Genomic DNA, 21254 nt, shown 5'->3' on the forward strand with positions numbered 1-21254 from the left:
CCCTAGCTTTCTGCGGGCCAGTTCCCGGGACCCGCGTCGGACAGCAGCTTGGCCTGGCCGCTGCCCATACGGCTGGACCCGGAGTGGGGCTGCACGACCGATGCGATCTTCATCGCGACTGGCAAGCAGCTGCCCAGTCGGTGACCGCGGCGAACGTGCACGCCCCGGCCACACCGGACATGCCACCGCCGTCAGGACGCTGACGAGCCGATACCGCCGGCCTCGTGGATCCCGCGGGTCGTCGATGACCTCCATGGCCACGAACAGGCTGCGACGGTCACCATTGGTGACTACCGCCAGGATCGACACCCAGGCCGCATAACCCCCGAAGGAATGACGACCGGGACCACTTAGCGGTCGTCCGCTGCCGTCACCGACTGCTCCAGGATGTCGAGGCCCTCGGCCAGTTCCTCATCCGTCAGGGTCAGGGGCGGCATCAGCTTCACCACCTCGTCGGCGGATCCGGACGTCTCCACCAGCAGCCCACGGGCGAACGCCTCCTGGGCGACCCGTCGGGCCAGCGGCGGTTCCCGGAAGGCCAGACCCCAGACCAGGCCCCGGCCGCGTGACGTCACTGCGTGCGCCCGGTGCCGACCGGTGAGTTCCGCAAGCCTCGCCTCAAGCAGGATGTCCCGTTCCGCTGTCTGCTTCTCCAGTTTGCTGTCGACCCAGAATTCCTTGAGCGCGGCCGCCGCGGTGACGAAGGCGAAGTTGTTGCCGCGGAAGGTTCCGTTGTGTTCGCCGGGTTGCCACACGTCGAGTTCGGGGCGGAAGAGCGTAAGGGACATCGGCAGGCCGTACCCGCTGATGGACTTGGAAAGGCAGACGATGTCGGGAGTGATTCCGGCGTGCTCGAAGCTGAAGAACGGGCCGGTGCGACCGCAGCCCATCTGGATGTCGTCGACGATCAGCAACACCCCGCGGCGGGCGCACAGCTCGGCGAGGTCGGCGAGCCAGATCGCGCGGGCCGGGTTGATGCCGCCTTCGCCCTGCACGGTCTCCACGATGACGGCGGCCGGTAGGTCCATTCCGCTGCTGCTGTCGGCGAGCATGGTGTCGAGCAGGGTGAGCCCGGAGACCTGGCCACCGGCGAAGCCGTCGTACGGGACGCGCCAGGTGTTTCCGAGTGGGACACCGGCGCCCGCGCGCAAGGTGGCGTTTCCGGTGACGGCCAGTGAGCCGAGTGACATGCCGTGGAAGGCGCCGGTGAAGGCGACGACGGTGTGGCGTCCGGTCACTTTGCGGGCGAGTTTGAGTGCCGCCTCGACGCTGTTCGTGCCGGTGGGTCCGGTGAACTGCACGCGGTAGTCCAGGCTGCGGGGGGCGAGTACCTGCGATGCGAATTCGGCGAGGAAGTCCTGCTTGGCGGCGGTCAGCATGTCGAGGCTGTGGGTGACCCCGTCCCGCTCCAGGTAGGCCAGCAGGGCTCGCTTGAGGATCGGATGGTTGTGGCCGTAGTTGAGGGCGCCCGCGCCGGCGAAGAAGTCAAGGTAGGCGCGGCCGTCGTCGGCGAACATTCGGCTGCCACGCCCGTGGTCGAACACGATCGGCCAGCTTCGGCAGTAACTACGGACCTCTGACTCGATAGTGGGGGCCATCATGATGTCTCCTCGGAGTTGGAGCTGCCCGTCCATCACGGTTTCGGAGCCGCGTCGATGTAGCTGCCTGCGTCCACGGCCCTGAGCTGCGGGCCCTCGGCGACGGGGCGTTGTGCTGCCGCCCCGCCGCACGCCATGTTCGGCGGGGCGGGGCGGCATGAATGCGGTACGGATTTCGGCCTCAGGCCCGGGCCATCTGCTCCCGCAGGCTTCGCGGCCGCATGTCCGACCACACCTTCCCGATGTGGTCCAGGCACTCCTGCTTCGACCCGGACGTCCCTTCGGCGGTCCAGCCGAGCGGCAGCTCCCGGTCGGCCCACCAGATCGAGTACTGCTCCTCGTCGTTGCGCACGACGCGGTAGACATCGTCGTCAGTCATGACCCCTCCGGCCTGGTCGGGTGATCCGAATAGCTGAACCCGATGGTGCCGGGCCTACGCGTGCCGTCCATAGAGACGAACACGCAGACGCGTCGTGCGGCTCCGTCCCTGTTCGACGGTCCGCACCTCGCGCAGGCTCTGGGCTCACGGCCGATCGCCACCTGGAAGGGGGCTCGGCATGACCGAGCGACGCCATCTGATCTCCATCGACGACCTCTCCGACGACCAACTGCGCTGGATCGTCCAGCGCGGCGCCGAGTACTCGCGTGGTTCCGCGGGAGCCGAACAGCACCTGTCCGGGGCGGTCGTCGGCGTGCTGTTCCGCAGGACCTCCACCCGTACCCGGACCGCGTTCTCCGCCGGTGCGCTGCGTCTCGGCGCCGGCCTGATCACGTACGGCCCGAACGACCTGCAACTGGCCACCGGCGAGTCGGTGGAGGACACCGCGGCGGTGCTCTCCGACATGCTCGACGTCCTGGTCGCCCGCACCGTCGGGCCGGAGTCCGAGATTCGGGCGTACGCCGCCCAGAAGCGCATGTCGGTGATCAACGCGATGAGTGCGGTCGAACACCCGACTCAGGCCCTCGCCGACCTCACCACGATCGTCCGGCACTTCGGTCGGGTCGAGGGCGTACGGGTGCTGTATGTGGGGGAGGGGAACAACACCGCCTCGGCGCTGACCCTCGCGCTGTCCCGGTACCCCGGCGCCGAGCTGCACCTGCGTACCCCGCCCGGGTACGGCGTGGAGCGGCGGTACCTCGACCAGGCGGCGGTGTCCGCCCGGCGTAGCGGCGCGCGGGTCGAACAGCGGCACGACCTTTCGGGCCTGCCACCGGTGGATGTCGTCTACACCACCCGCTGGCAGACCACGGGTTCGACGAAGCCGAGGCCCGACTGGCGTTCCGAGTTCGCCCCGTTCCAGGTCAATGAGGCTCTGATGGCGGCCTGCCCGGGCGCGGTGTTCATGCACGACCTGCCGGCACATCGGGGCGAGGAGGTGACCGGGGCGGTGCTCGACGGGCCCGACAGCATCGCCTTCGCCCAAGCCGAGAACAAGTACCACAGCGCCCGGGCGGTCCTGGAGTGGTGCGCCGTCGACAGGCCGAGCGGCGGAGCGGGGCTGTGACCACGTTTCTCGACGACATCCTGACCCACGCCACGACCCGGCCCGACGCACCGGCGATCGTCACCCCGGACACCGCCCTGTGCTACGAGGACTTCGCCGCCCGGACCGACCGGCTGGCCCGGGCGCTGGTCGCCCGGGGCGTCGGACCGGAGCAGGTCTGCGCGGTCATGGTTGACCGGGGCCCGGAGGCCGTCATCGCGATGGCGGCCGTGCTTCGGGCCGGCGGCGCCTTCCTCACCCTCAACACCGAGCTGCCCGATCAGCGACTGGCGGCGATGGTCCGCACCGCCCAGGCCCGGTTCCTGGTCACCACACCGGCCCGGGCCGGGCAGCACGACCTCGCCATCGACGGCCCGACCGTGTTCGTCGACGCGCCCGACGCGCCGGCACCCCTGCGACCGTTGTCGCCCCGATCGCTGGCCTACGTCAGTCACACCTCCGGTTCGTCCGGGCCGCCGAACGCGGTACTGCTGGAGCACCGCGGCGTCACCAACTACCTACGGTTCATCGTCGACGACTACCAACTCGGTCCGGACACCGTGGTGCTGCAACTCGCGCCGTTCGGGTACGACGCCTCGATCCGCGACACGTTCGCCCCGCTCGTCGCCGGCGGGCAGGTGGTCCTGGTGCCGCGCTCCACCCTGTTGCGCGCCGGTGAGTTCGTCGCGGCCCTCCGCAGGTGGGGGGTGAACACGATTCTGTCGGCCACCCCGACCTTCCTGACGTCGCTGCGGCGCAGCGATCTGCCCGACCTGCGGTTGACCGTGTCCAGCGGTGAGTCGCTGCGACCGCTCCTCGTCGCTGGTGGCCGCGCCCGGGTGCCCGGACGGATGATCAACCAGTACGGCCCGACCGAGACCACGATGACCTCGACCCGCTTCGCCGTGCCGCCGGTCCCGGACACGACGGACGACCTGATCGGGACACCGATCGACGGTGTGAGCGTGCATCTGCTCGACGACGAGCTGCACGCCGTGCCGGACGGTGGTGTCGGCGAGGTGTGGATCGGTGGATGTGGTGTCGCGCGCGGGTACAGCGGCCGGCCGATGTTGACCGCGGACCGGTTCCTGCCGGACCCACACGGCGCGCCCGGCGCGCGCATGTACCGCACCGGTGACCTGGCGCGTCGGTTGCCCGACGGTGGCCTCGTGTATCTCGGCCGCATCGATCGGCAGATCAAGGTCCGGGGCTACCGGATCGACCCGGCCGAGATCGAGGGCGCGCTGCTGGCCCATCGCGCCGTCACCGGCGCGGTGGTCACCGCGGGTACCGATGCCGGCGGCCGGGTCTTCCTCATCGCGCACGTCGCCGCCGCGTCGGCGCAGGTGACGGACGCAGCGCTGCGCGCCCACCTGGCGATGACGTTGCCCCACTACATGATCCCGCGACGGTTCGCCCGGATCGACCGCCTACCGACGACGGTCAGCGGCAAGACCGACCGCAGGGCGGTCACCGTGGACGGGCCATGAGGACGACAGGTGTCGGGCCCACCCTCGCGGACGTGCGCCTGGCCGCCGACCGGATCACCGGTCTGGTGGATCGCACTCCGGTGCTGCCGCTGGATTCGCGGGTGCTGATCAAGGCCGAGCACCGCCAGCGCGGCGGCTCGTTCAAGATCAGGGGCGCGGCGAACGCGATGCTTACCCGGTACGCCGACGAGGTGGTGGCGGGTTCCTCCGGTAACCACGGCATCGCCGTCGCCATGCTCGGCGCCGCGTTGGGCATCAGGGTGACGATCGTGATGGCTGCTGGGGCCAGCGACGGCAAGGCCCGGACGATCCGGGCACTCGGCGCCAGCGTGGTCCAGGTGACCGGCGGCGTGGTCGAACGCGACCGCCGGGCCGCGGACATCGCCGCGGCGACCGGGGCGGTCTTCGTGCCCTCCTCCGACGACGAACTGGTGGTGGCCGGGGCCGGCACGGTCGGGCTTGAGGTGCTCGAACAGGTGCCGGGCCTCACGACGATCTTCGTACCGACCGGCGGTGGTGGCCTGCTGGCCGGCGTCTGCCTGGCGGCGTCGGCGCTGTCCCGGCGGGTGCGGGTCGTCGGGGTGGAGCCGATGTCCGCACGCCGCTACGCCGTTTCCGTTGCCCAGGGTGCGCCGACCGAGCTGCCACCGTCCATGACGATCGCCGACGGCCTGCGCGGGCAACGACCCGGTGCGGTTCCCTGGCCGATCATTCGGCACCGGGTCGACGACCTGATCGGCGTGACCGACGAGGCGATCACCCACGCGCTGGATGTCCTTCGACGAGCCGGTGTCAGCGCGGAGCCAAGCGGTGCGGTAGCGCTGGCCGGCGCGCTACGGCACGGATCTGCCGGCCGTGCGGTGGTGATCGTTTCGGGTGGAAACGGCGCGGCCGGCCGCAGCAGTACGAAGAAAACAGGAGAACCTCCGGCAGAACTGCTGCCGGCGTCAACCGGTGAGTCTGCATGTTCTTCCCTGCGCTGTCTCGATGGTGCGGAGGAATCTCTTAGTAGGCGCATCGCGGCGGATGCAATTCGAGGAGCGGCTCTATGACCGAACAAACCCCCACCGGGTCAGGAGTGCTGGCGACCATCGGAGCGACACCGATCGTCGAGCTGGTGAAGCTCGACCCCGAGAGTACGTTCAGGACGTTCGCTAAGTTGGAGTCCCACAATCCGGGCGGCAGTATCAAGGACCGCTCGGCGCTGGAGATGCTGCGAGGACGCATACACGACGGGCGGCTCGTACCCGGAAGATCGGTGGTGATCGAGTCCAGTTCCGGCAATCTCGGAATCGGGCTCGCACAGGTCTGCGGGTACTACGGAATTCGCTTCATCTGTGTGGTGGACCCGCGCACCAACAAGGACAACATCGCCATCATGCGGGCGCTGGGCGCGCAGGTCGAGGTGGTCACCGATGTCGATCCGGCCACCGGAGAGTACCTGCCCGTCCGTATCCGTCGGGTGCGTGAACTCGTCGCTACGATCGATCACGCGTACTGCCCGGACCAGTATTCGAACCCGCTCAACCCGCAGGCACACCATACGACCGTACGAGAGATCGTGCGCGCCCTGCCGGACATCGACTACCTGTTCTGTGCCACGAGTTCCTGCGGGACCCTGCGGGGGTGCGCCGAATACATCCGGACGCACCAACTGCCGGTGACCATCGTGGCGGTGGACGCGTTGGGTAGTGCGATATTCGGCCCAGCGGTCGGGTGGCGGATGATTCCCGGCCACGGCGCATCGGTGCGTCCGAAGCTATACCGCAGCGATCTGGCCGACGTCGTGGTCCGAGTCGACGATCTCGACGCGATTGTGGCGTGCCGCAGGCTGGCCGCCCGCGAGGCGATTCTCGTCGGTGGCTCGTCGGGTGCCGTCGTGGCGGGCCTGGAGCAGATGCGCGATCAGATCCGACCCGGGGCCACCTGCGCGATGGTCTTTCCCGACCGCGGTGAGCGGTACCTCGACACCATCTACGACGACGACTGGGTCTTGACGTACTTCGGTGACGTGTCGCACCTGTGGACCAAGCCCGACATGGAGGTGACGCCATGTTGATTCTCGGAGCAGGTGAGGTCCGTTCCGTCCTCGACGGGGGCGAGCGCGAGGTGGTGTCCGCGGTGGAGGCGGCGTACCGGTCGCACGCGTTGGGCCGTACCCGGGTACCGCAGTCGGTCTTCCTCCGCTTCCCCGACGGAGAGCGCGAGCGGATCATCGCGCTACCGGCCTATCTGGGAGGTGAGACGCCGACCTGCGGGGTGAAGTGGGTGTCATCCTTCCCCGGCAACCTCCACCGGGGGATGCACCGGGCCTCGGCCGTGATGATCCTGAACTCGGTACACACCGGCGTGCCGGAGGCGATCCTCGAAGCGTCGGCGATCTCGGCCGGACGTACGGCCGCGAGCGCCGCCCTGGCGGCGTCCACGCTCTCCTCGTCCAGCCCCGAATCCGCGGTGACGCTCGTCGGCTGCGGTCCGATCAACTTCGAGGTGCTGAGGTATCTGCGCACCGTGCTGCCGACGCTGGACACGGTGACCCTGTACGACCTCAGCGTCGAACGGGCGCAGACCTTCGCCGCCGAGGCGCGGTCGGTCTGGCCGACGTTGAAGATCGACGTGGCCGAGAACGCGGCCGACGCCATGTCCCGCCACAAGCTGGTGTGCCTGGCTACGACGGCGAGCGCCCCGCACCTGGGTACCGAGCACTGCCGCCCGGGAACGCTGGTGCTGCATCTGTCCCTGCGTGACCTCACCACCGACTCGATCCGTTCCAGCGTGAACATCGTCGACGACGCGGACCACGTGTGCCGGGCCGCGACCTCGCTGGATCTGGCCCAACAGGAAGCCGGCCACCGCGACTTCATCGCCGCCTCGCTCGGCGAAGTCCTGGTGGCCGGTGAGCGGTACGTCAGAAGCGACGAAGCCGTGACGGTGTTCTCGCCGTTCGGACTCGGCTGCCTGGATCTGGCGGTGGCCGACCTGGTCCGGCGTGCCGCGACGGGCCGCAGCCTGGGCACCACATTGGATGACTTCCTACCGACGAAGCAGCAGGTGTGCGCATGACCGACATCCTCGAAACCGACAACCAGCTCCGACTGTCGTTCGAGCAGGAGCAGCTGTGGTTTCTCGACCAGGTCCGGTCCGGCACCCAGGAGTACCTGTTGCACTGGGGATTCCGGCTGCGCGGGCCGCTGGACCGGGTGGCGCTGACCGCCGCCTTCACTGACATCGCTGGCCGGCACGAGATTCTGCGCACCCGCTATTCGACGGTTGACGGACAGCCGGTGCAGATCATCGACGAGCCGGTGGCGGCTGACCTCACGGTGGTGGACCTCACCGGGCACCCGGCAGCCGAACAGGACCGACGGGTACGGGAGATCGGCGAGGCGGCGGTGACCACACCGATCGACCTGCGTGGATCATCCTCCTGGCGGCTGACCCTCGTGCAGCTTGCCCCCGCTGACGCGATCTTGATGCTGGTGGTGCATCACATCGCCTTCGACGGCCCGTCGCTGGGAATCCTCGCCCGGGAACTGGGCGTGCTCTACGCGGCCCATGCCGCCAGCGAGCAGTCGCCGCTGGCGCCGCTGGAGCTGCAGTACGCCGACTTCGCCGACTGGCAGCGGAGCCGATGGGACGCGAACGACGCGGCGTCCGTCCGGCACCTGGACTACTGGCGTGAGCGACTGACCGGACTGCCGTCACTGGAACTGCCCACGGACCGGCAGCGCCCCGCCGCCTGGGAACCGGCCGGCGACGTGGTGGCGTTCGCGGTGCCGGCCCCGTTGGCGGCCCGGATCAGCGCCGTGGGACGCGCCGCCCGAGCGACGCCGTTCATGGTGTTCCTGGCCGCCTACCAGCTTCTGATCAGCCGTTACGCGGACCAGCTCGACTTCGGTGTCGGGGTGTCGACCAGCGGGCGGAACCGGGTCGAGCTGGAACCGGTGATCGGCTCGCTCGCGCAGACGGTGGTGCTGCGGACCGACCTGTCCGGCGATCCCACCTTCGTCGAGTTGCTCGGCCGGGTCCGCGAGACGGCCCTGGACGCCTTCGAACACAAGGACGTACCCCTGCAACGCCTGGCCGCCGAACTGTCGCCGGACCGCGGCCTGTCCCGCAACCCGCTCTTTCAGGTCGGGTTCGCGGTCCTGAACGGCCAGGGGGAGCCGCTGAGTCTGCCCGGCATCGAGGTCGACTGGGTGCCGACCCCCGTACGCAGTGCCACCTTCGACATGTCGCTCCAGATGACCGAGGAGCCGGACGGATCCTGGGTCGCCCGGATCACCTATCCGACCGCGCTCTTCGACCGGGCCCGGATCCAGCGGATGGCCGACAACTACGTGGCGCTGCTGGAGAACCTGGCGGCGGCGCCGGAGACGCCGCTGCGCGACGTGCCGACGGTGACCGGCGCGGAACAGCAGCGGTTGCTCGGCTGGCACCCAGCACCGCGCCCAGCGACCGACGCGCTGCTGCCGGACCTGTTCCGGGCGCAGGCCGAGGCCACGCCGGACGCGGTGGCCGTGGTCTGTGGTGACACCGAGCTGACCTACGCCGAGCTGAGGTCCAGGACGGACAACCTGGCCAGCTTCCTGCGCATGCGCGGAGTCGGCGCGGAAACCGCCGTCGGCGTTGCCCTGCACCGCGGTACCGATCTCGTGGTCGCGCTGCTCGGCTCGCTCACCGCCGGCGCGGTCTACGTCCCGCTCACACCCGACCTGCCCGACGAGCGACTCGAGTTCATGATCGAAAATGCGGGCGTCGAACTGGTGCTCACCGACACGGCGCTGCGACAGCGGATCCCGCAGCAGACCCCGGTGGTGGTGCTCGACGAGCAGTGGGACGACATCGCCCGCGCCACGCCACCGCCGCCGGTGGCGCGCGACGCCGCGAACGCCGCCTACGTCATGTACACGTCCGGCTCCACCGGTCGCCCCAAGGGCGTCGTGATCAGTCACGGCGGGATCCGGAACCGGGTGCTGTGGGCGGTGGACCGGTTCGGGCTCACCAGTACCGACCGTGTACTCCAGAAGACGACCATCGGGTTCGACGCGTCGATGTGGGAGTTCCTGGCGCCGCTGGTGTCCGGCGGTTCTGTGGTGATGGCGCCGCAGGACGCGCACCGCGACACCGCGGTGATGGTCGGTGCCCTCGCCGCGTACCGGATCACCGTGGTGCAACTCGTCCCGTCCGTGCTGCGCACCGTGGTCGAGGAGCCGGAGCTGGCCGCCTGCGACGCGCTGAGGCTGGTCTGCTCGGCCGGCGAGCCGCTGCCGACCGAACTGTGCGAGCGACTGCTCGGCGTGCGGGAGGTGGAGCTGTACAACACCTACGGCCCGACCGAGTCCTCGATCGACGTGACCGCGTGGCGCTACGCGCGTGGCGAGAGCGACGGTACGGTTCCGATCGGTGCCGCGCTGCCCGGCGTCGACCTGTACGTGGTGGACTCCGCCGGCCGGCTCGCGCCCATCGGCGCACCGGGTGAGTTGTGTATCGGCGGTGTCGGCCTCGCCCGCGGTTACGCCGGGCGCGGCGACCTCACCGCCGAACGCTTCACCCCGAACCCCTTCGCCACCCGGCCCGGCCAGCGGTGGTACCGCACCGGCGACCTCGCCAGGTGGCGTGACGACGGGGTCCTGGAGTTCGTCGGCCGCCTCGACGCGCAGGTCAAGGTGCGGGGGGTGCGTGTCGAACCCGGTGAGGTGGAAGCCGCGCTGCGGGCGCATCCGTCGGTCGCGGCGGCCGTGGTCACCTCGTACCGGTCCGTCACCGGTGACCTGGAACTCGCGGGCTACGTGGTGCCGACCGCCGGGGCTACGGTGGAGACCGACGAGTTGTCTGGATTCCTCGGCACGCGGCTGCCCGCCGCGATGGTTCCCGCCAGCATCGTTCCGCTGGCCGCGCTGCCGTCGCTGCCCAACGGAAAGGTCGACAGGTCGGCGCTGCCGCCCCCCGGCAGCCGCCCACCCGGCGACGACCCGGATCACGTCGAGCCCGATGACGTAGCCGCCGGTCACGTCGCCCCACGGACGCAGACTGAGCGGGCCGTCGCCACCCTCATGGGTGAGCTGACCGGGGTCGAGCGGGTCGGCGTCGCCGACGACTTCTTCGCGTTGGGTGGGCATTCGCTGCTGGCGATCCGGCTCGCGCACCGGTTGCGCCGCAGGTTCGGGCTGGAGCTGACGGTGGCCACCCTGTTCGAAGGACGGACCGTGGAGCGGGTCGCCGCGGCGATCGACGCGGGCACGACACCCGACAGCGAGCCGCAGATCGTGCCCGTACCCCGCGACGGCACCCTGCCGACCTCGTTCGGCCAGCAACGACTGTGGTTCCTGGACCAGCTCGAACCGGGCAGCGCGGAATACCTGATCCCGATGGTGTACCACCTCACCGGAGCGCTGGACACCGCGACGCTGCGCCGCGCGGTGGAGCAGGTCAGCGCCCGGCACGAGGTGCTGCGCACCCGCTACCTCGGGGACAGCGGTGTTCCGCTGCAACTCGTGGATCCCCCCGGCCCGGTGCCCTTCGACGTGGTGGACCTGATCGGCACCGCCGAGGCCGCGAAGCGCGCCAGGACGATCATCGAAGCGGTGAGCGCCCGGCCGTTCGACCTCACCCACGAGCGTCCGCTGCGGGTCACGGTCGTGCACACGGCGGCCGACGAACACCTGGTCGCGATCACCCTGCACCACATCGCCTTCGACAACTGGTCGCTGGGCATCTTCCTGCGCGAGCTGAACGATGCGTACGTGGCCGGGCTCACCGGTACCCCCTGGTCAACGCAGCCGCTTCCGGTGCAGTACGCCGACTTCGCCGCCTGGCAACGCGACCGGCAGGCCGACGGCACCATCGGCAACCAGATCGAGCACTGGCGAAACCGGCTCGCCGGGCTCGTTCCGGTCGAGCTGACCCCCGACCGGCCCCGCCAGCCTGGGCGTGACCTGCGCGGCGAACTGTTCATCGTCGACATACCGCAGGACACCGGAGCAGCAGTACGCGAGCTGGGCAACCAGACCGGCGCAACCCTGTTCATGGTGCTGCTGGCCGCGTTCGACGTGCTGCTGAGCCGCCACACCGGCCGCACCGACATCGCGATCGGCACCCCCGTCGCCGGTCGGACGCGGCCGGAGACCGAGGACCTGGTCGGCTTCTTCGTCAACAACCTCGTGGTCCGGGCCGACCTGGGCGGGAACCCGACCTTCCTCGACCTGGTCGACCGGGTCCGCCGGAGCGCCCTGGAGGCGTTCGCCAACCAGGAGGTGCCGTTCGAACACCTCGTCGACGCCCTGCAACCGGACCGCGACCTGTCCCGCAACCCGCTGTTCCAGATCATGTTCGAGGTACAGCACACCGGTGCCGGTAACGCGACGTCCACCCTCGCCGGGTGCGCCGCGACCGGCCTGGACAGCGGCCTGTCGGTGGCCAAGTTCGACCTCACCCTGTCCGTGATGGAGCAGCCGGGCGGCCGGCTGGAGTGCTGGTTCGAGTACGCCACGGCGCTGTTCGACCGCTCGACGATCGAACGCCTCGCAGGCCAGTACCTGCGCCTGCTGGGCGGCGTGACCGCCGCCCCGCAGACCCGGATCAGCGAGCTGGATCTGCTGTCGGCCGACGAACGCCACACGATCGTGCACCAATGGGCGGACCCCGACGCGGACCGGCTGGACCTGCTCGACCCGCCCGGCGAACGGCACCTCTCGGTACCGCAACTGTTCGAACGGTGGGCGGCCCGGACTCCGGGGGCGACCGCCGTGGTGTTCGGTGCCGAGCGGCTCGGCTACGCCGAGCTGAACGCCCGGGTCAACGAGCTGGCGCACCAGCTCCGTGCGATGGGGGTTGGTCCGGAGGTCATCGTCGGCTCGTGCCTTCAGCGCGGGATCGCACCGGTCGTGGTGCTGCTGGCGGTGCTCAAGGCCGGCGGGGTGTACGTGCCGTTCGACCCGGAACATCCGCCGGAGCGGCTGCGCTACATGCTCGCCGACGCCGGAGCGCACCTGGTGGTGACCACCGGCGCGTTCGCCGACCGGTTCGCCGGGCACGACCGGCCGGTGCTGGTCGTCGACGACGGGGACCGGGCGAGCGGCCGGCCAACGGCCGACCCGGCATCGGTCACCGTTCCGGACAACCTCGCGTACATCATCTACACGTCCGGGTCGACCGGCCGCCCCAAGGGCGTGACGATCTCGCACCGGGCGTACGCGCACCACTGCCGGGTGGTCGCCGACCAGTACGGCATCCGCCCGGGCGAACGGGTCGTGCTGCTCTCGGCACTCACCTTCGACGTCGCGATGGATCAGGTCGGCGCCACCCTGGCCGCCGGTGCCACGATCGTGGTGAGCGACCCGGTCTTCTGGGCGCCGAGCGAGCTGCCGGCCAAGCTGGCGCAGTACGGCGTGACGATCATGGAGATCACCCCGGCGTACTACCGGGAGATGATGGAGTCCGGCGTGGACCGGCTCACCGGGCTGAAGCTCGTCAACGTCAGCTCGGACGTGGTGACCGTCGCCGACGCCCAACGCTGGGCGGCGACCGGCCTACCCGGCCGGTTTCTCTGCTCCTACGGGCCGACCGAGGCGACCGTCACCTGCATGTTCAACCCCGTGTCGGGCGATCTCGCCGACGAGCGCAGCACGGCCACCCTGCACATCGGCCGTGCGGCCGCCGGTACCCGGGTGTACGTGCTCGACGCGGAGCTGCGTCCGCTCCCGGTCGGGGTACCCGGCGAGCTGTACCTCGGCGGCGTGCGCCTGGCCCGTGGCTACCACGACCGGCCGGAGCTGACCGCGGAGCGTTTCGTGCCCGATCCGTTCGCCACCGAACCGGGAACGCGCCTCTACCGCACCGGCGACCTGGTGCGGCTCCGGCCGGACGGCGCTGTCGACTTCCTCGGCCGCCTCGACACCCAGGTGAAGATTCGGGGTTTCCGGATCGAACTCGCCGAGATCGAAGCCGTGTTGGCCAGGCACCCCGCGGTGTCCGCGGCCGCCGTCGTCGCGAAGGACGTCGGGCTTGGCGACAAGCGGCTCGTCGCCTACCTGGAGTGGCCCCACGACACCGGACCCGACCTCGACGAGCTGCGGGCGTACCTACGAGAGTCGCTGCCCTCGTACATGATCCCGTCGGCCTGGGTCACCGTCGCGGCCCTGCCGCTGTCACCGAGTAAGAAGGTCGACCGGGCGGCGCTGCCAGATCCACAACCTTCCGAACTCGACCGCGCCCGCGGGTACGTGGCACCGCGGGACCCGGCGGAGGAGACCATCACCGGGATCTGGTCGGACATTCTCGGCGTCGACCGGGTCGGCGTCGATGACGACTTCTTCGGGCTCGGTGGTCACTCGTTGCTGGCCACCCGGGTGCTGGCCCGGCTGCGGGCGGCCTTCGCCGTGGAGGTCCCGCTGCGCTGCCTGTTCGAGGCGACCACCGTGGCCGAGCTGGCGGTGGTGGTGACCGACCTGATCACGGCGGAACTCGACGAGTTGACCGACGCCCAGATGAGCGAACTGCTCTCCCAGGATGGTGCCCTGTGACTGAGACAATCGATCGAGCCGGTCTGCGCGCGGAGTTGCTTCGGCGCAGGCTCGTAGGTGCCGCGAACGCCGCGCCGGACGAGGGGATCACCCGGGTCTCGCGTGAGACGCCGCCCGCGCTGTCGTTCGCGCAGCGCCGGCTGTGGATTCTCGACCAGGTCCGGCCGGGCGGTACGGAGTATCTGGCCAGCGCCGGCCTGCGCCTGTTCGGGCCGTTGGAACCCGGCGCACTGCGGGCGGCGCTGGACGCAATCGTGGCCAGGCACGAGGTGCTGCGCACCCGCTACGTGGTGGTCGACGGTGAACCGGGCCAGGTGATCGACCCTCCGCAGCCGGCCACGCTGCACGAGGTGGACCTGCGGGGCCTCGACCCCGCCGCCCAGGACGAACGGATGGCCGGCTGGATGACCCACGACCGGGCACCCGTCGACCTGGCGACCGGCCCGGTGCTGACCGGAACCCTCGCGCGGCTGGCCGACGAGGAGCACGCGCTGGTGGTGACCCTGCACCACATCGCCTTCGACGGCTGGTCCGAGCAGGTGCTGTGGCGTGAGCTCGACCGGCTGTACACCGCCGCGCTGACCGGCGGGCCGTCCCCGCTGGCGCCCCTACCGGTGCAGTACGCGGACTTCGCCGCGTGGCAGCGCGATGCGATGTCCGGTGCCAAGCTGGACCGTCAGCTCGACTACTGGCGGCAGGCGCTGGCCGGCGCCACCGCGGTGGAACTGCCGCTCGACCGGCCCCGCCCACAGGTCTGGGACAGCGCCTGCGACCTGGTCCCGATCGCGGTGTCCGCGCCGGACGCCCGAGCCCTGCACGAACTCGCCCGCCAGTCCGGCGCGACGCCGTTCATGGCGCTGATGGCCGTGTACGCGATCACGCTGGGCCGGTTCGGCCGGAGCAACGCCATCACGATCGGCACCCCGGTGGCCTGTCGGGACCGGGCCGAGGTGCAGGACCTGATCGGCTTGTTCCTCAACACGCTGGTGCTGCGCACCGACCTGTCCGGCGACCCGTCCTTCCGCGAGGTGCTCCGGCGGGTCAAGGAGATGGCGCTCGGCGCCTACGCCCATCAGGAACTCCCGTTCGAACGGCTGGTGGACGAGCTGGCCCCGGTGCGCGACGCGTCCCGGACCCCGCTGCTCTCGACCATGTTCCTGTGGGCCAACGGGGACTCCACGGCCCGCCGCGTCGGCGAACTACGCGCCGAGGAAATGCCGGTCGGCGAGAGCGACGCCAAGTTCGACCTGACGCTGGTGGTCGTCGACCAGCCCGACGGCACCCTCACCGGCTTCCTGAACTACGCCACCGCGCTGTTCGACCGGGACACCATCGAGCGGTTCGCGAGCCACTTCACCACTTTCGTCGGCAGCATCGCGGCCACGCCGGACGCACCGATCAGCCAGCTGGTCGAGCCCCCACCGGCGGAGCGGGAGCTGGTGGTGCGGACGTGGAACGAGACCGAGGTGGCTTACCCGACCGGCACCCTGCCGGAGCTGTTCGCGCGACAGGTGGCCCGGACCCCGGCCGCCGTCGCCCTCCGCTTCGAGGGCGAGGACGTCTCCTACGCCGAGCTGGACCGGCGGACCGACCGGCTGGCGCGGTACCTGGTCGACGCAGGCGTCGGGCCGGAGTCGATCGTCGGCGTGTGCCGCCGACGCGGTATCGAGCTGGTGGTGGCCCTGCTGGCGATCCAGAAGGCCGGCGGCGCCTACCTGCCGCTGGACCCGGACCACCCGGCCGAGCGCCGGGACTACATGTGTGCCGACGCCGGTGTCACCATCGTGCTCACCGACGGCGAACCGGCCATCACCGGCAGTGGATCGGCATCGGCGAGCACGACCCCGGCGGGGCCGGACCACCCGGCGTACGTGATCTACACGTCCGGCTCGACCGGCCGGCCCAAGGGCGTCGTGGTCACCCACCGCGCGATCGTCAACCGGCTGCGCTGGATGCAGGACGCCTACCGGCTGGACGACTCCGACCGGGTGCTGCAGAAGACCCCGTACAGCTTCGACGTCTCGGTGTGGGAGTTCTTCTGGCCGCTGATCACCGGGGCCACGCTGGTGATCGCCCGGCCCGACGGCCACCGCGACCCGCACTACCTGGCCGACCTGATCGCCACCGAGCAGGTCACCACCCTGCATTTCGTACCGTCGATGCTGCGGATGTTCCTGGCCGAGTCGTTCGGGCCGCTGCCGTCGGTGCGCCGAATGATCTGTAGCGGCGAGGCGCTCCCCGCCGACCTGGTCGCCGCCGTCCACGAGCGGATCGGCTGCGAGCTGCACAACCTCTACGGGCCAACCGAGGCGGCCGTCGACGTCACCGCGGTGCGGTGCGTGCCCGGGACGCCGGTCACCATCGGACGGCCGATCGCCAACACGCGCACCTACATCGTCGACGAGAACCTGCGACCGGTCCCGATCGGAGTGCCGGGTGAGCTGCTGCTGGGCGGCGTGCAGTTGGCCCGCGGATACCTCAGCCGCCCGGGGCTCACGGCACAGCGGTTCGTTCCCGACCCGTTCGAGGAGTCCGGCGGTGGAGGGCGGCTGTACCGCACCGGTGACCTCGCGAGGTACCTGCCGGACGGTCGGATCGACTACCTCGGCCGGCTCGACGACCAGGTGAAGATCCGTGGGCACCGCGTCGAACTCGGCGAAATCGAGGCGGTGGCGGCGGAGCACCCGGGAGTGTCCGCGGTCGCCGTCGCGGTGCACAACGGCCAGCTCGTCGGCTACCTCGTCGCCCGGGACACGGACGCCGGCGTCGAGGTGAGCGACGTGGCGTCGTTCCTGCGCGGTCGACTGCCCGAGGCGATGATCCCGAGCCACTGGCAGCTGCTGCCCGCGCTGCCCCTGACCACCAGCGGAAAGACCGACCGGCGCGCGCTGCCGGCCCCGACACCTGGCCGCGCCTGGGCGGCCGGAGCGTACGTCGCCCCCCGCACCGAGGCCGAAGGCGTCGTCGCCGAGGCGCTCGCGGCGGCGCTGGGCATCGAACGGATCGGTGTGCACGACCGGTTCTTCGACGTCGGGGGTGACTCGATCCGTGCCATCCGCGCGATCGGAACCCTGCGCCGGGGCGGGCTGAACCTGTCGGTGCAGGACATCTTCACGCACCAGACCGCGGCGCAGCTGGCGACGCTCGCCGACCGGCCGGCGACCGGTGCGGACGAGCTGCCGGTCGGCCCGTTCGAGCAACTCGACCCGGCCGACCGTGACCGGCTCCCCGACGGCCTGGTGGACGCCTACCCGATGGGTCAGGTGCAGGCCGGCATGGTGTACGAGATGCTGGTCAACAGCTCGCACCCGGCATACCAGAACGTCACCAGCTTCGACATCGTCGACGACGGCCCGTTCTCGCTGGCAGCGTTGCAGCAGGCCGCGCAATGGCTGGTCGACCGGCACGAGATCCTGCGCACCACGTTCGACGTGTCCGGCTACACCGAGCCGATGCAGCTCGTCCACGCCGAGGCGCGGGTCGAGGTGGGCTTCGACGATCTGCGCGAGCTCGCGGAAGCTGAGCAGCAGGACATCCTGGAGCGGTACCGGGAGACGATGAAGCTGGCGATGCTGCCCATCGATCACGCGCCGCAACTGCGCTGGCACGTGCACCGCACCGGGGAGCGGACGTGGGTGCTGACCCACACCGAGTGCCACGCCATCCTGGACGGCTGGAGCCACCACTCCCTCATCGCCGAGCTGCGGGACACCTACCGGGCGATCCGGGACGCGGACCCCGATGCGCTGAAGCCCCCGCCCCCGGGGCGGTACGCCGACTTCGTCAGGTTGGAACGGCGATCGCTGTCGGCCGGGCCGGACGAACGGTTCTGGCGGAGCCGGGTCGGCGAGTACGATCGGATCGCGTTGCCAGCGGACACCGCCCCGGCCGGCCACGGCGCGGTGCCGGAGCTGCGGATGTCCTGGCGGCATCTCGAACCGGGGCTGCGTGAGCTGGCCGCGCGGACGCAGACCTCGCTCAAGGCCGTGCTGCACACCGCGCACCTCGCGATGATCGGCGTCGTCACCGGCCAGCGGCGGTTCTTCAGCGGTCTGGTCGTCAACGGCCGGCCCGAACTGCTGCGCGGCGACGAGGTGATGGGGATGTACCTCAACACGGTGCCGTTCGCGGTGGACCTGCGTACGCCCCGGTGGCGCGACCTCGTGCGCGCCGTGTTCGCCGAGGAGCTTGCCGTCTGGCCGCACCGGCGCTACCCGATCCCCGCGATGCAGCGTGCCTGGGGCACCGGTACGCCGCTGATCAGCAGCATCTTCTCCTACCTCGACTTCCACGTGCTCGACGCGCAGGAGGACGTTTTCGGCACGGTCGTCGACGACAGCCCCAACGAGTTCACCCTGGTCACGTTGACCTTCCCGGGCGAGCTGCGACTGGAGTGCCGGGCCGGCTGGGCGACCCAGGAGCGGCTGACCGCCCTGGGCGAGACCTTCCTCGAACTGCTCACCGCGATGATCGCCGACGACGGCGCGAACCCGGTCGACCTCAGCTCGACCCCGGCGCACCGGTTCACCGAGCCGCAGCAGGACTGGCCCGCCCTGCCCGAGGCGTGCGTCACCGACCTGTTCACGACCCGGGCGCAGGCCGGGCCGGACGCCGTCGCACTCGAGTGCGGCGATTCGCGCCTGACCTACGGCGAACTCGACGCCCGGGCCAACCAGTTGGCGTGGGCGCTTCGTGAGCGCGGCGTCGGCCTGGAAACGCCCGTCGCGGTCTGCATGGACCGCGGGATCGACGCGGTGGTCGCGCTGCTCGGCATCCTCAAGGTCGGCGGCTGCTACCTTCCGCTCGACCCCAAGTATCCGGACGGCCACATCGAGTACCTCCTCGACGATTCCGGCGCCCAGGTCCTGGTGAGCGGGCCGACCCACGCCCACCGTTTCGCGGCGCGTGCCGGGCTGACCACGCTGAGCCTGGGCTCCGGCTGGTGGTCGGACGGCAGCCGGTCGACCACCGCGCCACAGGTGACGCTGTCACCGGAGAACCTCGCCTACATCACGTACACGTCGGGGTCCACCGGACGCCCGAAGGGCGTGCTGGTCCCGCACCGCGGCGTCGTCCGGCTGGTGCACGGCCAGGACTACGCGCAGCTGGACGCCGACCAGGTCATGCTGCAAGCCGGCACGCTCGCCTTCGACGCGTCGACGTTCGAGGTCTGGGGCGCGCTGTGCAACGGGGCGCGGCTGGTCGTCTCCCCGGAAACGCCGACCGCCGACGAGCTCGACGAGCTCCTGCGCCGGCACGGGGTGACCGTGCTGTGCCTGCCCACCGGCCTCTTCAACACCATGATGGACGTTCGGCCGCAGGCGTTGGCCGGGATACGGGAAGTGGTGGTCGGTGGCGAGGTGCTGCCGCCGCTGCAGGTGCGCAAGGCGATGGAACACGGCGTGCTGGTCAGCAACGGGTACGGCCCGACCGAAAGCACCACGTTCGCCACCGTCCATCCACGGATCCCACTGCCGGCGCTCACCGACGTCATTCCGATCGGGAAGCCGATCCATCACACCTACGTGCACGTCGTCGACGAGAACCTCGACCCTGTCCCGTTCGGCGTGCCGGGGGAGCTGCTGCTGGGGGGCCCGGGCGTCGCGCGCGGATACCAGAGCCGTCCGGACCTAACCGCCGAACGCTTCGTACCCGACCCGTCCGGACACGCGCCGGGAAACCGGCTCTACCGCACCGGGGACATAGTCCGCCAGGATCCGGACGGCACGATCCACTTCATCGGGCGGCGCGACCACCAGGTAAAGATTCGTGGACACCGCGTCGAGTTGGGCGAGGTGGAGGCCGCGATCGCCGAGCTGCCTACGGTGCGGGCTGCCGCTGCGGCGGCGTACCCGGGCGTGGACGGCATCAAGCAGCTCGTCGGGTACGTCGTGCTCGACGAGGGCGGCCCGGCCGACCCCGCCCGGCTCGGTGACGTGATGCGCAGCAGGGTGCCCGGCTTCCTGGTCCCGACGGCCTGGGTCCGCCTGGACCGGCTCCCGTTGAACAACAACGGCAAGCTCGACCGGGCCGCGCTGCCGCGGCCGGCGGCGGGAACGTCGGTACGGGAATACAGCGCGCCGCGTACGCCCACGGAAGTGGCCGTCGCCGAGGTCTGGACCGAGGTCTTCCACCTGCCCCGGGTCGGCCGTGACGACGACTTCTTCGACCTCGGCGGGCACTCGCTGCTGACGTTGCGGGCGATCGCGATGCTGCGGGACCGGCACGGCATCGAGACGACCGTGCGAACCTTCGTCGAGCACCGCACGCTCGCGGCGCTCGCCGCGTCGATCGACGGCGAGCGGCAGCCGGTCACGGCGTTGCTCTGGCTGCGCCGGACCGGTGACCAGCCGCCACTGGTGTGTGTGCACCCCGGCGGCGGCAGCGCGCACTGGTACCGGCGGCTGGCCGAGCACCTCGATCCCAATCTGCCGGTGGTCGCCTTCGAATGGCCGGGCCGCGACCCGTCGACCGGCGCGGTGCCGTCCACGGAGGACATGGCGACCCGCTACCTCGCGGAGTTGCGGGAGGCGGTCCCGCAGGGGCCGTACCGGATCTTCAGCTGGTGTGGTGGCAGCGGGGTGAGCACCGAGCTGGCCAGCCGACTGATGGCCGAAGGCGAGGAGGTCACCTTCATCCTGCTCGACCCGGGGCAGGACGCCTGGCAGAAGGAGCACCTCTGGTCGGAGTACGGGCTGATCAAGCAGTGTGTGACGAACCTGGAGCGGCTCGACGCGGCGCCGCCGGACGAGGACACCTCGGTGCTCCGGCAGGAGACGCTGGCGCTGCTCGAACACATCGTGGACGACATCGTCGGCAACGACGGGATCACGCTTCCCGAGCGCGGCGCGGGAACGATGTGGCTGCCCGGCGCGCGGATGTGGGAGGAGGTGATGGAAATGGTGCTGTCCTACCGGGACCGCCCGTACGCGGGCCACCTGGATCTGATCGTCAGCGACGAGCTGGCGCTGGGCGAGCACGAGGTCGTCAGCTCCGGCCAGAGCTACCACGACTACCTCCAACGGTGGCGCGAGCGGACCGCCGGGCTGGGGGTACACCGGGCGAAGGGTGAGCACTTCTCGGTCATGAAGGAATACGTGGCGGACCTCGCCGGCATTCTGACGGGGCTGATCGACAAGCCGGCCGGCCGACGGTGAA

8 protein-coding genes and 1 pseudogene are annotated in these 21254 nt (G+C 70.5%); 7 read left to right on the forward strand and 2 right to left on the reverse strand.

The genetic code is table 11. The annotated features are described in order from the left end of the window. Positions 1–350: 350 nt before the first annotated feature. Positions 351–1601, reverse strand: coding sequence for a diaminobutyrate--2-oxoglutarate transaminase (gene ectB / locus ACLQ29_RS33090; RefSeq protein WP_425775301.1), 1251 nt, complete (start codon positions 1599–1601; stop codon positions 351–353). A 178-nt stretch (positions 1602–1779) separates the two neighbouring features. After that, a complete protein-coding gene (locus ACLQ29_RS33095; RefSeq protein ID WP_425775302.1) occupies positions 1780–1977 on the reverse strand; it encodes an MbtH family protein in 198 nt (65 codons plus the stop codon). Positions 1978–2155: 178 nt separating this feature from the next. Here ACLQ29_RS33095 and ACLQ29_RS33100 point away from each other — a divergent pair, with 178 nt between their 5' ends. The 7 genes and pseudogenes from ACLQ29_RS33100 to ACLQ29_RS33130 all read left to right on the forward strand — a co-directional run bounded on the left by ACLQ29_RS33100 (position 2156) and on the right by ACLQ29_RS33130 (position 21253). Continuing rightward, entirely contained in the window at positions 2156–3103 is a 948-nt protein-coding gene (locus ACLQ29_RS33100; RefSeq protein WP_425775303.1) for an ornithine carbamoyltransferase, read from the forward strand. Next, positions 3100–4572: an amino acid adenylation domain-containing protein gene (locus tag ACLQ29_RS33105; RefSeq protein ID WP_425775304.1), complete on the forward strand. Its 1473-nt coding sequence runs from the start codon at positions 3100–3102 to the stop codon at positions 4570–4572. Before ACLQ29_RS33100 ends, ACLQ29_RS33105 begins: the two co-directional genes overlap by 4 nt. Then, a pseudogene (locus tag ACLQ29_RS33110) lies at positions 4569–5489 on the forward strand (threonine ammonia-lyase); the annotation flags it as partial. The gene ACLQ29_RS33105 and the pseudogene ACLQ29_RS33110, both read left to right, overlap by 4 nt. A gap of 131 nt (positions 5490–5620) precedes the next feature. Beyond that, positions 5621–6631, forward strand: coding sequence for a 2,3-diaminopropionate biosynthesis protein SbnA (sbnA, locus tag ACLQ29_RS33115; RefSeq protein WP_425775305.1), 1011 nt, complete (start codon positions 5621–5623; stop codon positions 6629–6631). Next, complete coding sequence (gene sbnB / locus ACLQ29_RS33120) at positions 6625–7635, forward strand: 2,3-diaminopropionate biosynthesis protein SbnB (RefSeq protein WP_425775306.1); 1011 nt, start codon at positions 6625–6627, stop codon at positions 7633–7635. Before sbnA ends, sbnB begins: the two co-directional genes overlap by 7 nt. Next, entirely contained in the window at positions 7632–14096 is a 6465-nt protein-coding gene (locus ACLQ29_RS33125; protein WP_425775307.1) for an amino acid adenylation domain-containing protein, read from the forward strand. Before sbnB ends, ACLQ29_RS33125 begins: the two co-directional genes overlap by 4 nt. After that, positions 14093–21253, forward strand: a complete 7161-nt coding sequence (locus ACLQ29_RS33130; RefSeq protein ID WP_425775308.1) for an amino acid adenylation domain-containing protein — start codon at positions 14093–14095, stop codon at positions 21251–21253. The genes ACLQ29_RS33125 and ACLQ29_RS33130 overlap by 4 nt, the downstream gene beginning before the upstream one ends. Position 21254: the final 1 nt, after the last annotated feature.

Origin of the sequence: Micromonospora sp. DT228, from assembly GCF_049841595.1 — a bacterium.
Lineage (GTDB): Bacteria > Actinomycetota > Actinomycetes > Mycobacteriales > Micromonosporaceae > Micromonospora.

Bases quoted from the DNA above. Each gene is read 5' to 3' on its own strand.
- ectB (WP_425775301.1), bottom strand. From the start codon at position 1,601: ATGATGGCCCCCACTATCGAGTCAGAGGTCCGTAGTTACTGCCGAAGC.
- ACLQ29_RS33095 (WP_425775302.1), bottom strand. From the start codon at position 1,977: ATGACTGACGACGATGTCTACCGCGTCGTGCGCAACGACGAGGAGCAG.
- ACLQ29_RS33100 (WP_425775303.1), top strand. From the start codon at position 2,156: ATGACCGAGCGACGCCATCTGATCTCCATCGACGACCTCTCCGACGAC.
- sbnA (WP_425775305.1), top strand. From the start codon at position 5,621: ATGACCGAACAAACCCCCACCGGGTCAGGAGTGCTGGCGACCATCGGA.
- sbnB (WP_425775306.1), top strand. From the start codon at position 6,625: ATGTTGATTCTCGGAGCAGGTGAGGTCCGTTCCGTCCTCGACGGGGGC.
- ACLQ29_RS33125 (WP_425775307.1), top strand. From the start codon at position 7,632: ATGACCGACATCCTCGAAACCGACAACCAGCTCCGACTGTCGTTCGAG.